Origin of the sequence: Lentzea jiangxiensis (genome assembly GCF_900104175.1) — a bacterium.
In the GTDB taxonomy this organism is placed as follows: domain Bacteria; phylum Actinomycetota; class Actinomycetes; order Mycobacteriales; family Pseudonocardiaceae; genus Lentzea; species Lentzea jiangxiensis.
Window position 1 is genome coordinate 33260 of the sequence record NZ_FNIX01000009.1, and the last position, 13621, is coordinate 46880.

15 protein-coding genes are annotated in these 13621 nt (G+C 71.1%); 6 read left to right on the forward strand and 9 right to left on the reverse strand.

Translation table 11 applies throughout. The features are described from left to right. Positions 1–219 precede the first annotated feature (219 nt). The 3 genes from moeZ to BLQ91_RS22905 all read right to left on the reverse strand — a co-directional run bounded on the left by moeZ (position 220) and on the right by BLQ91_RS22905 (position 3461). Positions 220–1392, reverse strand: coding sequence for an adenylyltransferase/sulfurtransferase MoeZ (gene moeZ, locus BLQ91_RS22895; RefSeq protein ID WP_090099641.1), 1173 nt, complete (start codon positions 1390–1392; stop codon positions 220–222). 79 nt (positions 1393–1471) lie between these two features. Continuing rightward, the gene (locus BLQ91_RS22900; protein ID WP_245733751.1) at positions 1472–2467 is read right to left on the reverse strand and encodes a DUF3152 domain-containing protein; all 996 of its coding nucleotides are present in this window, start codon (positions 2465–2467) and stop codon (positions 1472–1474) included. 40 nt (positions 2468–2507) lie between these two features. Next, positions 2508–3461, reverse strand: coding sequence for an alpha/beta fold hydrolase (locus tag BLQ91_RS22905; protein ID WP_245733752.1), 954 nt, complete (start codon positions 3459–3461; stop codon positions 2508–2510). Positions 3462–3588: 127 nt separating this feature from the next. Here BLQ91_RS22905 and BLQ91_RS22910 point away from each other — a divergent pair, with 127 nt between their 5' ends. Further along, positions 3589–4218, forward strand: a complete 630-nt coding sequence (locus tag BLQ91_RS22910; protein WP_090099643.1) for a TetR/AcrR family transcriptional regulator — start codon at positions 3589–3591, stop codon at positions 4216–4218. Between the two features lie 57 nt (positions 4219–4275). Here the strand turns inward: BLQ91_RS22910 and BLQ91_RS22915 are convergent, their stop codons facing one another. Together BLQ91_RS22915 and BLQ91_RS22920 are read right to left on the reverse strand one after the other, a co-directional pair. Continuing rightward, positions 4276–5058: an alpha/beta fold hydrolase gene (locus BLQ91_RS22915; RefSeq protein WP_245733753.1), complete on the reverse strand. Its 783-nt coding sequence runs from the start codon at positions 5056–5058 to the stop codon at positions 4276–4278. Further along, positions 5031–5918: an AurF N-oxygenase family protein gene (locus BLQ91_RS22920; protein WP_090099644.1), complete on the reverse strand. Its 888-nt coding sequence runs from the start codon at positions 5916–5918 to the stop codon at positions 5031–5033. Before BLQ91_RS22920 ends, BLQ91_RS22915 begins: the two co-directional genes overlap by 28 nt. A gap of 62 nt (positions 5919–5980) precedes the next feature. On the opposite strand from BLQ91_RS22920, the gene BLQ91_RS22925 reads away from it, so the two are divergent. Continuing rightward, positions 5981–6664 (forward strand): TetR/AcrR family transcriptional regulator, encoded by a 684-nt coding sequence (locus tag BLQ91_RS22925; RefSeq protein WP_090099646.1) that lies wholly within the window; start codon positions 5981–5983, stop codon positions 6662–6664. After that, positions 6664–6972: a DUF4873 domain-containing protein gene (locus BLQ91_RS22930; RefSeq protein ID WP_090099648.1), complete on the forward strand. Its 309-nt coding sequence runs from the start codon at positions 6664–6666 to the stop codon at positions 6970–6972. Before BLQ91_RS22925 ends, BLQ91_RS22930 begins: the two co-directional genes overlap by 1 nt. Positions 6973–7038: 66 nt before the next feature. Here BLQ91_RS22930 and BLQ91_RS22935 read toward each other — a convergent pair whose 3' ends face one another. Together BLQ91_RS22935 and BLQ91_RS22940 are read right to left on the reverse strand one after the other, a co-directional pair. Then, on the reverse strand, positions 7039–7263 hold the full coding sequence (locus BLQ91_RS22935; protein WP_090099650.1) for a DUF3107 domain-containing protein: 225 nt from the start codon (positions 7261–7263) through the stop codon (positions 7039–7041). 43 nt (positions 7264–7306) lie between these two features. Next, complete coding sequence (locus BLQ91_RS22940) at positions 7307–7948, reverse strand: ferritin-like fold-containing protein (protein ID WP_090099652.1); 642 nt, start codon at positions 7946–7948, stop codon at positions 7307–7309. A 336-nt stretch (positions 7949–8284) separates the two neighbouring features. Here BLQ91_RS22940 and BLQ91_RS22945 point away from each other — a divergent pair, with 336 nt between their 5' ends. From BLQ91_RS22945 to BLQ91_RS22955, 3 genes are read left to right on the forward strand one after another with little or no spacing between them, the layout of a single operon-like run. Continuing rightward, positions 8285–9916: a DEAD/DEAH box helicase gene (locus BLQ91_RS22945; RefSeq protein WP_245733754.1), complete on the forward strand. Its 1632-nt coding sequence runs from the start codon at positions 8285–8287 to the stop codon at positions 9914–9916. Positions 9917–9921: 5 nt separating this feature from the next. Further along, positions 9922–11265, forward strand: coding sequence for an Rv3212 family protein (locus BLQ91_RS22950; RefSeq protein WP_090099657.1), 1344 nt, complete (start codon positions 9922–9924; stop codon positions 11263–11265). An 8-nt stretch (positions 11266–11273) separates the two neighbouring features. Continuing rightward, positions 11274–12152 (forward strand): alpha/beta fold hydrolase, encoded by an 879-nt coding sequence (locus BLQ91_RS22955; protein ID WP_090099659.1) that lies wholly within the window; start codon positions 11274–11276, stop codon positions 12150–12152. Between the two features lie 152 nt (positions 12153–12304). On the opposite strand, the gene BLQ91_RS22960 is transcribed toward BLQ91_RS22955, so the two are convergent. Both BLQ91_RS22960 and BLQ91_RS22965 read right to left on the reverse strand, forming a co-directional pair. Further along, positions 12305–12607: a hypothetical protein gene (locus BLQ91_RS22960; protein WP_090099661.1), complete on the reverse strand. Its 303-nt coding sequence runs from the start codon at positions 12605–12607 to the stop codon at positions 12305–12307. A 172-nt stretch (positions 12608–12779) separates the two neighbouring features. Then, positions 12780–13619, reverse strand: a complete 840-nt coding sequence (locus tag BLQ91_RS22965; RefSeq protein ID WP_090099663.1) for a RecB family exonuclease — start codon at positions 13617–13619, stop codon at positions 12780–12782. Positions 13620–13621 lie beyond the last annotated feature (2 nt).

Genomic DNA, 13621 nt, shown 5'->3' on the forward strand with positions numbered 1-13621 from the left:
GGTGGTGGATCACGACACGCCGCGGTTCGTGCCGCCACCCGAACAGCGCATCAGCCGGTGCGTGCGTTCGGGCGCCGAAGCACCCGAACGCAGCAGTGCCGGTCGGCCCCTGCTCCGCAGATGGTGGCGAGTTCGCCGGGAAGTCGGTCGCCCGGCCGAATCGCTCTCGCCGAATTCGGCGAGAGCGGTTGACCGGGCGACCGACGCGAACTCGCGACATCAGTACGTGGGCAGGCTCGGGTCGACCTCGCGGGCCCACGCCAGCACGCCGCCACCGACGTGCACGGCGTCGGAGAAGCCCGCCTTGTGCAGCGCCGCGAGGGCCTCCGCGGACCGGGCGCCGGACTTGCAGTGCAGCACCAGCGGCTTGTCCTGCGGCAGCTCCGAGAACGCCTCGCCCGAGAGGATCCTGTCCTTCGGGATGAGCACCGAGCCCGGGATCTTCACGATCTCGTACTCGTGCGGCTCGCGGACGTCCACCAGCAGGAAGTCCTCACCGGACTCCTGCTTGTGCTTGAGCTCCAGCGGCGTGATCGTGTTGCCCGCGGCCGCCTGCTGCGCGTCCGTGGACACGACACCGCAGAACGCCTCGTAGTCGATCAGCTCGGTGATCTTCGGCGACGCCGGGTCCTTGCGGATCTTGATCGTCCGGTAGGTCATCTCCAGCGCGTCGTAGACCATCAGGCGGCCCAGCAGCGGGTCGCCGATGCCCGTGAGCAGCTTGATCGCCTCGGTGACCATGATCGAGCCGATCGACGCGCACAGCACGCCCAGCACGCCGCCCTCGGCGCAGGAGGGGACCATGCCGGGAGGCGGCGGCTCCGGGTAGAGGTCGCGGTAGTTGAGGCCCTGGCCGTTCGGGGCGTCCTCCCAGAAGACGCTGACCTGGCCCTCGAACCGGAAGATCGAGCCCCAGACGTACGGCTTGCCCAGCAGCACCGCGGCGTCGTTCACCAGGTACCGCGTGGCGAAGTTGTCCGTGCCGTCCAGGATCAGGTCGTAGTCGCGGAAGATCTCCAGCGCGTTCTCGGAGTTGAGGTGCGTCTGGTGGAGCACGACCTTCACGAACGGGTTGATCTCGGCGACCGAGTCGCGCGCCGACTCCGCCTTGGGGCGGCCGACGTCGGACTGGCCGTGGATCACCTGCCGCTGCAGGTTCGACTCGTCCACGACGTCGAAGTCCACGACGCCGAGCGTGCCGACCCCGGCCGCGGCCAGGTACAGCAGTGCCGGGCTGCCGAGGCCGCCCGCGCCGACGACGAGCACCTTCGCGTTCTTCAGCCGCTTCTGCCCGTCCACCCCGACGTCCGGGATGATCAGGTGCCGGCTGTAGCGCGCTACTTCTTCCTTGGTCAGCTCCGCGGCTGGCTCAACGAGCGGCGGAAGCGCCATGCTGCTCCTCCTCGACGAATGTCTCCGTGTCCGAGACAACGTCTACCCTGCCTCGACTCTTCCCGGTTGGAAAGCCGTCTCAGCCTGCGGGAAACGGGTTCGTCTTGCAGACCTTGCCGTCGGCGGGCACGACGTCCTGGCCCGCGTTGAGCTGCGAGACGAAGTCGTTCGAGACGCCGAACGTCTGCTGCATCATCACGGGAGCCGGCGCGTCGTTGTCCGGGCACGGCGCGTGCTGGCTGCCCAGGGCGTGCCCGACCTCGTGGTTGATCACGTACGTGCGGTATCCGGCCAGGTCGGAGCCGTAGGCCATGGCTCCGCGCACCCAGCGGGCGACGTTGATGATCACGCGCTTCTGGCCGGGGTTGTAGCAGGAGGTCTCGAACGGGATCTCCCTGCCGCAGAGCGTGTGCGACGTCTTCGTCGTGGCCAGCGACACCACGAAGTCCGGGTTCTGGTTCGCCTCGACCCGCTGCAGCGCGACCTGCTTGGTGCCGATCCAGCTGCGCGGGTCGGACAGGATTCCCTCGACCGTGCGCGCGAACGCGGTCGCGTCGTCGTTGTAGTCGGCGGGCTTCACGCCGTCCTCGATGGCGATCGCGTACTTGCGGAACTTCGGCGCGTTGCCCTCGCCGACGCGCTGGCCCGCACCCCCGATCACCTTGAACGTGCCGACGCCGTCCTCGGAGAACGCCGGTCCCGCGGGCAGTTCCGCGGTCGGGATCTTCAGGTCGGGCTTCTTGCCCGGCACCTCGGTCGGCGGCGCCTCGGACGTGCCGGCGGGCGACTCGGCGGCGTTCGTGCCGGCGGTGGTGCCGGACGAGGGCGACCGCGGCTGCACCGTGTCGAGCACCACGAGCGCCGTCAGCACGAGGAGCACCGGGATCGCGTAGATGCGCCAGCCGTAGCTGGCGACGAGCCTCTTCGCACCGCGGCTCTGGCGGGGCCTGCGCGGGGCCTGCGTGCCCTCCGGCTCCCAGGCGGCCGCGAGTGGTTCCGCGCTGGTCCGCCGCTCGCCACGGCGGTAGCGGTCGGCGGGCGGAGCACTACGTCCTCGCTCGGGGGCGCGATTCACGTCGACCAGGGTCCCACATCGCCCGCGCGGCCGTTGCCCGTCACCACGAGTGGCGGTCGACCGCCTCCCACATGCCCAGCACCGCCCTCGCGACGGTGGCGGGCCGCTCCATCTGGGCGACGTGGCCGGTCCTGGGCAGCACCAGCAGTCGTCCCTTCGGCAGCGACTGCGCCGTGCGCGGCCCCTTGCGCACGCTCACGAGCCGGTCGTTCTCGCCCCAGATCACCAGCGTCGGCGCCTGGACCGACGGCAGCAGCCGCCACAGCGACTTCGCGCCGGGCGTGAGCCAGCTCTGCATCAGGCCGAACGTGCTGCGGTTGAGCGCCTGCCCCGCCCAGTGCTGCCGGGCCCGCTCCTCGTTCTCCCTGATCGACTCCTCGATGCGGTTGTCCGGCACCAGACCGGGGTCGGCGAAGCACAGCTCGAGCATCTGCCGCGTGCGCTGGTGCGCGGACAGCTTCGCGAGCTCCCGGCGCACCCGCGGGCCGACGACCGGCAGGACCGCGAGGGCCATCCGCGGGTCGGACATGCGGTCGAGACGGGGCCGCAGGTCGGGCACGGCCGGGGAGACCAGCGTGAGCGTCCTCACGAGATCGGGCCTGCTCGCGGCGACGATCACCGAGATCGCGCCGCCCATGGAGTTGCCGAACAGGTGCACCGGCTGTGAGAGCGTTTCCAGGTACTTGACGACGGTGCGCGCGTGCGTGGTCAAGCTGAAGTCGTAGCCGGGGATCGGTTCGGAGCGGCCGAACCCGGGCAGGTCGATCGAGTAGCCGCTGACGTGGTCCTTCAGCTGGGCCGCGAGATCCGTCCAGTTCGTCGCGGATCCGCCGAGCCCGTGCACGTAGACCGCGGGCGGCCCGTTCCCCGGCGTCACCCTGATGTGCACCTCGTGGCCGTCGACCTGCTGGAACTCACCGGGCCACGGCGTCTGGGAGGTGTCCAGCGGGGGCAGTTCGACCGTGGACAGCGGGGCGGGGATCAGGGTGCTCACCAGACCAGGATGCGGGAAAGAACGCCGAGATGGTTCCCGGAAGTCGGCTACCAGCGAGTAAGGTTGCGCTCACGCCTCGGTCTGGCAATCCCTGTCCGACGGCCGGAACACTCGTGCTGGAGGCACCATGACGGAGACGGCGCAGAGCGCACCCGCAGGCAGGGGCGTTCGACTGCCGCGCACCGCCCGCCGCGCGCAGCTGCTCGCAGCGGCGCAGGACGTGTTCGTCGCGAACGGTTACCACGCCGCGGCGATGGACGAGATCGCCGAACGCGCAGGCGTGTCCAAGCCCGTGCTGTACCAGCACTTCCCCGGAAAGCTCGAGCTCTACATGGCTCTGCTCGAGTCCCATGTGGACGAGCTGGTCGGCCGGGTGCGCACCGCCATCGGCTCGACGACGGACAACAAGCTCCGCGTGCGCGCCGCCGTGGCGGCCTTCTACGACTTCGTGGACGGCGAGGGCCAGGCCTTCCGCATGGTCTTCGAGTCCGACCTGCGCTCGGAGCCGGCCGTGCAGTCCGCGGTCGAGCGCGCCACCACGGACTCCGTGGACGCCATCACCGACACGATCACCGCGGACGCGGGCCTGGACGAGGAACGCGCCCGCCTGCTCGCCGTGGGCCTGGTCGGCCTCTCGCAGGTCACCGCCCGGTCGTGGCTGGCGGACAACCGCCGGGTGCCGAAGGAGGAGGCGGTCGCGCTGATCTCCAACCTCGCGTGGCGCGGCATCGGTGGCGGCTTCCCGCTGCAGCACTGACAACGCTGACACGTGAAAGGGCCCGCGGGTGCGGGCCCTTTCACGTGTCCGGCGGCGTCACATCAGCGCGGCGATCCGCCGGGCCACGTCCTGCGACCGTTCGAGCGGCAGCATGTGCCCGGTCTTCGGGTAGATCACGAACTCCGCGCTCGGCAGCGAGTCGGCCAGCACCCGCGAGTGCCGCAGCGGCGTCAGGACGTCCCAGGCACCGGCCATGACGACGGTGGGGACGTCCGACAGGACCGAGAGCGCCTCCCGCCGCTGGTGCAGCGTCAGCTCCTCCCGGATCCCGACGAACGCCTCACCGGAGGTGTTCCCGGCCATGGCGGCCGCGGCCCGGACGTCGGCCCACCGGGGCCGCCGCCCGAACGTGACCCGGAGCCCGGGGGCGATCACCCGCCCGAACCCGACCTTGGGCCTCTTGAGCAGCCACCTCCCGGCCAGCCGCTCCACCGCCCGCGGCGGCGGCAGGTCCCCGCACGAGGTGGCGATCAGCGCCACCCCGGACACGCGGGAGAACAGCTCGGGCCGCTGCTCCGCCAGCGCCATGACCGTCATGCCGCCGAGCGAGTGCCCGGCGAGCACGACCCGCCCCGTGGGAGCGCATTCATCCAGCACCGCCGCCAGGTCGTCGGCGAGCTCGGCGATCGTCCCGGTCCCCTCGGCGGAACGCCCGTGCCCGCGCACGTCGTAGCGGACCACGCGGCCCGGCAACGCCGCCGCCACGCGGTCCCACGTCGTGAGGTCCATGGTCCAGCCGTGCAGCAGCACCGCGGTCACGTCCGAGGCGGGGTCCCCGGACGTGACGACGTTCAGCCGACCAAGAACGAGCGGCGCCACGAGCGCATCCCCGGCTTCCCGACGAGTCCGGCCTCGTCCAGGAACGACATGATCCGTTCCCCCGACCAGCGGATGGTCTCCTGGAACTTCGGGTTGGCCAGCGCCTGGCGGTGCGCCTCGCGCACGTCCAGCCCGACCGCCGCGTAGACCCGCGGGTTGATGATCGCGCGGGTGATCATCATCGACACGTACCCGATGAGCCACTTCTGGTAGGGCTTCTCGTAGCCCTTGAGCCGGGCCATGCCGCGCTGCAGCTCCTCGCGGGCGAACCGCACGTGGCGGGCCTCCTCCAGCACGTGGATGCGGTTCACCATCCGCACGATCGGCTGGACGGTCTCGTCGTTCATCGCCTCGCGCTGCAGCCGGTCGAGGATCTCCTCGGCGACCAGGATCGAGCCGTACATGGCCGGGCCGTAGCCGACGACCGGCAGCAGCTTGCCCAGGCGGTGGGTGTGCTTCGTCGGGCCGTACGCGGGGCAGCCGACGCGTTCGACCAGGCGCGCGAACATCGTCGAGTGCCGGCACTCGTCCGCGACCTCGGTCAGCGCGTACTGGGCGTGCCTCGTGGTCGGGTCGGTGTTGTAGACGACCTTCACGAGCATCTGCATGAGCAGCAACTCGAACCACAGGCCCACGGACGCGATGGACGCCAGCTCGTGCTTGGACAGCTCGATGCGCTGCTCCTGGGTGAGCGTGTCGTAAAGAGGCGTGCCGTAGAGCGAAATGCGCTGTTCAGGGATGTAGAAGAGCCCGTCGGCCAGAGGTGCGGACCAGTCGATGTCCACCTCGGGGTCGTAGAACTTCTCGGCGGACGACTTGAGCAGCCTCTCCGCTGTCTTCTCCCGATCGGCGACCCTCATCGGTTGCCCCTCCCCGGTAAGTGTTACTTGAGGTAACGGTTACTTCTGGTAGCGTGCGTTACATGGCACGCACTGTCAAGGGGCCCGACGCGCGACGGGAGCGGTGGAAGGGTCACCGCGAGCAGCGCAGGGCGGAGTTCGTGGAGGCCACGATCGCCGCCGTGGCCAGGAAGGGCCCCGACGTCGGCATGGAGGACGTGGCCGCGGAGGCGGGCGTCAGCAAGCCCGTGCTCTACCGGCACTTCACCGACAAGTCCGACCTGTACCTGGCGGTGGGCCAGAAGGCCACCGAGCTGCTGATGGACCGGATGGGTCCCGCCCTCGTCGCCGACGGCCCGATCCGCGCCCGCATCGAGGGCATCGTCGACGCCTACCTGTCGGTGATCGAGGAGAACCCGAACCTCTACCGGTTCGTCGTGAAGGGCTCCTTCGTCGACCGCCCGGTCGAGAAGGACGTCGTGGCGGAGGACAAGAACCTCATCGCGACCACCCTCGCCCGCATCCTCGGCGACTACCTGCGCGCCTTCGACATGGACTCCGGCGGCGCCGAGCCGTGGGCGCACGCGCTCGTCGGCATGGTGCAGAACGCGGGCGACTGGTGGCTCGACCGCCAGACGATGTCCCGCGAGAACCTCAGCGACTACCTCGCCACGATCATCTGGCACGCGATCGACGGGCTGCTGCGCTCGGCGGGCGTGCAGGCGGACCCGGCCAAGCCCCTCACCCCTCTGCGATTGGTGGACTGATGAGCGAGCACGACGAAGAGGGCTACACCGGCGAGGCCACCCTCGTCTTCGGCTCCGACGAGGTCGCGGTCGAGGTCGAGCTGCGCGGCCACTTCCAGCCGATCGACGGCCGCTACCACTGGTACGGCCGCGTGAAGGCCGACGACGACGTCACGAGCCGGGTCGAAGGCGGCGCGCGGACCGCGCTGCTGCGCACGCCCACCGGGCAGGCCGAGGGCACGCTCACCGACCAGGACCCGTGGGGCCGCTACCGGGTCGGCGGCATCTCCACACCGCCGTACAAGATCGAGCAGCCGGCCGGTCGCTGAGCCGTCCCCCCGACGCGGAAAGCCCCGGTCAGCAGCTGCCGACCGGGGCTCCTCCGTTCTGCGAACCTAGGCGCCGAACCCGACCTTGCGCGAGTCCTGCGGCCCGATCTCCACGTACGCGACGCGGCCAGCGGGCACGACGAACCGCGCACCCTTGGCGTCCACCAGCGACAGCACGGCGGACTTGCCGGACACCGCGTCGGCCACCAGGCCCTCGACCTCGGTCGGGCTGAGCTCACTGGTCACGACGAGTTCCCGCCCGCTGTCCGCGACGCCGATCCTGACCTCCACGCTGACCTCCGTGCTCAAGAGAAAAATCTAAGACCGAGCCTACCTAGCCCAAGCCGAGCTGCGTCATGCGCCGCGCGTGCGACTGCTGGAGACGGCGGAACAGCTGGCCGATCCCGGCGAGGTCCCCGGAGCCCCTGATGATCAGCTCCGCGAGCCCGTCGCGCTCCGCCACCACGTACTGGGCCTGCGTCAACGCCTCGCCGAGCAGGCGCCTGCCCCACAGCGCGAGCCGGTCGCGGACCCGCGGATCGGTCTCGACGGCGGCCAGGACTTCGCGCTCAGCGAACGCCGAGTGCCCCGTGTCGGCGAGCACGTGGAGCACCAGCTCCTTGGTCGGCTCGTCCAGCCACTCGGCGATCTCGCGGTAGAAGTCGGCCGCGAGACCGTCACCCACGTACGCCTTCACGAGCGACTCGAGCCACGACTTGGGGCTCGTCGACTCGTGGAACGCGTCGAAGCCCTTCACGAACGGCGCCATCGCGTCCTCGACGGCGATGCCGTCGGCGGCCAGGTGCTTCTGCAGCAGCGTGAAGTGCCCGATCTCCGCGGCGGCCACCTGGGCGAGCGCCGCGCGTCCCACCAAGGTCGGCGCCGTGCGCGAGTCCTCCGCCATCCGGTCGAAAGCCGAGAGCTCGCCGTAGGCAAGCGCTCCCAGAAGATCGACAACACCCTCCGCAACACCCATGGGACCGAACTCTAGTGCGGCGAGTCCGGGACCCAACGGCCGATCGACGCGTTCGGACGGACGAATCATGGCGCCGCCGCCGAGCCCCCTACATCGGGCATATGGAGGCGTGAGGGGCGGTGTCACGAGGCGTCCTCCCCAGCGCCGTGGGTGGCCGAAGGGGATCGGATTCGCCGCACGAGGTGGTCAATCGGGTCTGGCCAGGTAGAATGGGGGCGGACGCCCGGCGTGACGAGTGTGACGACCACGCTGCGCGGCGCAGAAATGGTGCGCGTACACCTTTCCCGCAGCTGCTCATCTAGCGCGGTCGAGAGGCCCGGCAGGGCTCGTACGCGCTTGGTACGAGAGAGGCTGATCACCCTGACCGCTGAAGTAGAAGCACATCTGGACCCGGTTCTCCTGGAGCACAGCGAGGCCGGAGTCCCCGAAGAAGACACCTCGCACCCGCTGCTGGCAGACGCCCCGGTCGAGCACACCTCCCCCACGTTCGCCGAGCTCGGAGTGCGCGGCGAGATCGTCAAGGCGCTCAGCGAAGCGGGCATCGAACGCACCTTCGCCATCCAGGAGCTGACGCTCCCCATCGCGCTCGCCGGTGACGACGTCATCGGCCAGGCGCGCACCGGCACCGGCAAGACCCTCGGGTTCGGCGTGCCGCTGCTGCACCGCGTCGAGTCGCCCGGCGACGGCACCCCGCAGGCCCTGGTGGTCGTCCCGACCCGTGAGCTGTGCCTCCAGGTCGCGCACGACCTCACCGACGCGGGGAAGCACCTGGACCTGCAGGTCGCCGCGATCTACGGCGGCATCCCGTACGAGCGGCAGATCGCGCAGCTGCGCAAGGGCGTCGACGTCGTGATCGGCACGCCCGGCCGCCTGCTCGACCTGGCCGAACAGCGCCACCTGGTCCTCGGCAAGGTCCGCATGCTCGTGCTGGACGAGGCCGACGAGATGCTCGACCTGGGCTTCCTGCCCGACATCGAGCGCATCCTGACCATGGTCCCCGACCAGCGCCAGACGATGCTGTTCAGCGCGACGATGCCCGGCCCGATCATCACGCTGGCCCGCACGTTCCTGAACCAGCCGACGCACATCCGCGCGGAGGAGAACAACGCTCCGCAGACGCACGAGAACATCTCGCAGTTCGTCTACCGCGCGCACTCGATGGACAAGCCGGAGATGCTGGCCCGCGTGCTGCAGGCGCGCGACCGCGGCCTGACGATGGTCTTCGCGCGCACCAAGCGGACGGCGCAGAAGGTCGCCGACGACCTGACCGAACGCGGGTTCGCCGCGGCCGCCGTGCACGGCGACCTGGGTCAGGGCGCGCGGGAGAAGGCGCTGCGGGCGTTCCGCGCCGGCAAGGTCGACGTGCTGGTCGCCACGGACGTGGCGGCGCGCGGCATCGACATCGACGACGTGACGCACGTCATCAACTACCAGTGCCCCGAGGACGAGAAGACCTACGTCCACCGCATCGGCCGCACGGGCCGTGCCGGGCGCATGGGCATCGCGGTCACGTTCGTCGACTGGGACGAGACGAACCGCTGGAAGGTGGTCGACGACCTGCTCGGCCTCGGCGCGCCGCTGCCGGTGGAGACGTACTCCACGTCCGAGCACCTCTTCGCCGACCTGGGCATCCCGTCCGGTTCGACCGGCCGGCTGCCGCTGAGCCACCGCACCCGCGCGGGCCTCGACGCCGAAGAGGAGGAGAACCTCGACTCCGGCACGCGCAAGCGCCGCCGTCGCACCGGCTCCACCCGCGGAGGTGCCGAGCAGCCCGCGGAGGCGAACGAGGAGACCAGGCCGAAGCGCTCCTCCCGGTCCCGCACGCGCAGCCGCGGCGGCGTGCCGCAGGACGGCGCGCAGGCGGAGTCCGGCGCACCGGAGTCCGCCGCCAAGCCGGCCTCCGACAAGCCGCGCAGGCGCCGTCGCAGCCGTTCCTCTGCCGAACAGGCCGCTCCTTCGGCAGACTGATCACCATGTCGTCCCCCGGTTCCGACGTCACCGACATCGAGGACGTCCTCGACGAGCCCGCGCACGAGCCCGACTCCGGTCCCGGGCCCGTCGAGGAACGCCCGCCCGCGCGGTCGTGGCGCACCCGCCGCGACTTCCTCGCGGTCGCGCTGATCGCGGTCGCCGCGCTCGCCGCGTCCGTGCTGACCTGGGCGTTCAGCGATGCTCGCGCCACGACGTCGGTCACCGGGCCGTCGTCGTGGGAGCCGCTGCCCGAGGTGACGTCGTTGCCGCCGTCGCTCGCCGAGGTCTGGCGGGCGCGCAGCGGTGCCTCGCAGTCGCCCGCGGTCGTGCAGACCGCGTCGAAGGAGACCGGCGAGGAGAAGCCGTCCACGGTCGTCACCGGCGACGGCGGCGAGGTCAACGGCCGCGACCCGCTGACCGGTGACGTGCGGTGGACGTACCGGCGCGACCTGCCGCTGTGCGTGGTGAGCACGGCGTGGGGCCGGGCGATGGCCCTGTACTCCAAAGGCACGAACTGCTCCGAGCTCACCTCGCTCGACGGTGTCACCGGTGAGCGGAAGGCGCAGCGCAACGGCGACGCGGAACCGGGCACGGCACTGCTCAACGAGGGCTCGCACCTCATCACCACCGGCTCGAAGTTCCTCGAGGTCTACCGGCGCGACGACCTGGTGCGGTCGCTCGAGTTCGGCGGCCTGCGCGCGATCGTGAACCCGAACAAGCAGCCGCGCGCCGGCTGCGCCTACGGCTCGGTGGTCGTCACGACGGGCAAGTTCGCGATCGTCGAGCGCTGCCCGGAGGACGCCTCGGACCGCGTCACCGTGCTCAAGCCGAACCCGGACAAGTCCGACGAGCCCAAGGTGTTCGCCAGCGTGCTCACCGGCGGTGCGAACGTGCAGCTCGTGGCCGTGACGGAGAAGCTGTTCGCCGTGGCGGTGCCGAAGCCGGGCCGGCTGCTCGTCTTCGACTCCGAGACCGGCAACCAGGTCACCGAGGTGCCGCTCGACGTGCCCGAGGCCGACTTCGCGGATCCGGCGAACCACGTGACGCAGGTGTTCTCCACCCAGACGAACGTCTTCTGGTTCACCGGTTCCCGCACGATCGCGCTCTCGCGGGAGACGCTCACTCCACTGTGGACCGCGCAGGGCACGCTGGGCGCCGGCACGACGCTCGCGGGCCGCCTGCTGGTGCCCGTCGAGAACGGCCTGCGAGTCCACGAGCAGGCCACCGGCGAGGTCGTGGGCACGATCAAGGTGAACCGCGAGGGCGACAGCGGCCCTGTGCAGCTGGCCACAGCGGGTCCCGTCGTGCTCGAGCAGCGTGGCGAAACCCTGGTCGCGCTGCGATAGTTCAGCTCGTGCACTCGCAGATCAGCCCCCACCGGGCACAGCGCGCCGACCTCCCCGGCCGTTACGGCACGATCGGGGCGTTGCGCGCGCCCGCGGTGGGCGACGACGCGATGCGCACGACGGCACTGCTCGTGCCCGGCTACACGGGCTCCAAAGAGGACTTCGCGCCGATGATCGACCTGATCTCGGACGCGGGGTTCGAGGTGGTCGCGATCGACCTGCCGGGCCAGCAGGACTCGCAGGGCCCCGACGACGAGGCGCTCTACCGGCCGGGCCCGCTGGGCTCGGTGGTCGCCGAACTGGTCGGGAAGATCACCGCGGACGGCCGGAAGGTGCTGCTGCTGGGCCACTCCTACGGCGGTCTGGTGGCGCGGGCGGCGGTGTTGGCGGGTGCCCCGGCCGCGGGTCTCACGCTGATGTCGTCCGGCCCGTCCGAGCTGCCCGCGGGTGAGCGCCGCACGGTGCTGGAGGTCGGCGAGCACGTGCTGGCCGAGCAGGGCGTCGAGGGCACCCAGAAGCTGAACGAGCTGCGCTCCCGGCGGAACCCGGCCTACGCCGCGCTGCCGCAGGAGCTGAAGGACTTCTACCGCACCAGGTTCCTCCGGTCGTCCGCCGCGGCGCTGCTCGGGATGAGCAACGGCCTGCGCGAGGAACCGGACCAGGTCGCCAAGCTCGCCCGCACGCTCCGCTCGTCGGGCACGCCGTGCCTGGTGGTGTGCGGCGACGCGGACGACGCGTGGAGCCCGGCCGTCCAGCGCGACATGGCCGAGCGGCTGGACGCGGACTTCGCCGTGCTGCCCGGCGTGATGCACTCGCCGAACACCGAGGCGCCGCAGGCACTCGTGGACACGCTGCTCCCGACGTGGCGGGCCTGGCTCACGTCGTAGTCAGGCCGTCAGCACGACGTGAGGCCGCCGACGGCCGCTTCGTCGTTCACCGCGGCCGGTCTCGCCAACGCGGTGGCCGCCGCCGGTCCGCCGACCGCATGGTCCCGAGGTGCCGTCGCCGTGCCCAGGCTCCCGGGCCTACCGCAGCCCCTCTAGGCCCACCAGAACGTCCACAGCGTCGCACCGCTCACCACGAGCACGCCGAACGACGCCAGCGGCGCCCTCCAGTCCGCGTACCGGTCGGCCACGACCTGCCCGGCGACGACGAACAACGCCGCCACCACGTGCGCGACCACCGACAACGTGCCGGGACCCGGCAGGTCGCGCGAGTTCGCGTAGAACTGGACGCCGATGTTCCCGAGGGCGAGCAGCACCATGCCCACCGCGAGCACACCGCTCACAGCGCGCAGGATTCCGTAGGTCCGCGACGGCCGCTTCGCTGCTTCCACTTCCACTCCCGCCACCCTACGGGTCCGGCGGTCAGCGGCAGGTCAGGACCCGACCGGCGTCTCCGGCCACTACGGCAAACGCAGCACGCCGGTCCTCCTTCCGGAGTCGAGGCCCCGGCACCGACTCCTCGGGTGCGTCCTTCGAGCCGATTCGCCTGCGCAGCCGTCCCCGACCCGGCTATGGCGCCAGCAGCGCCCAGGGGTCCAGCGAAGGCGCCGCCGCCTGCCCCTCCGGACAACTCCGCCGGAAGTCGCACCACTGGCACTGCCGCCCCGTCACCGGCGGGAACAGCACCTCCTGGTCTCCACCGGCCTTCAACGTCTCCGTGGCCAGGTCGATCTCGTCCGCGGCCTCCTCCGCCCGCCGGACGTGCCGAGCCAGCGACTCCTCCGTGTGCTCCCACACCGCCACCGACCCCGACGGCAGGTGGTGCAGCTCGACGCGGCGGCACGGCTTGCGCAGCGTGCGGCGGGCGGCGAGCGCGTACAGGGCGAGCGCCTGCGAGCCGCGGGCGTCGTCCGCGGTCAGGACGTGGCGGCCCGTCTTGTAGTCGACGATCACCAGTTCGCCGTCGCGCTGGTCGATGCGGTCGACCCGGCCCTCGGCCACGATGCGCTCGGTCGGCGAGGACACCCAGCGCTCGACGCCGAGCGGCTCGAAGTCGACGTCCAGGTTCGAGACGTACTCGTGGACCCAGCCGCAGGCGCGGTCGCGGTACACGGCCGCCTGGTCGACGTCGCGGAAACCCTCGGACTTCCACTGGCGGTTCACCAGCGCCACGGCCTGGTCCGGCGTGCGGCGCTCCACCGGCAGGTCGAAGAGCGCCTTCAACGCGTTGTGCACCACGGCGCCGAGAGTGTTGTGGGCCCACGCGCCACCTCGTGGAGGTGTGGGGCGGTCGAGGTACGTCATCCGGAAGCGACGGGGGCAGTCCGTCCACGTCGCGAGCTTCGCGGGCGTGACGCGCACGAGCCGACGCGGTGCCGCGGTGCCGAAGTCGAAGCCGAGTTGTTCCACCC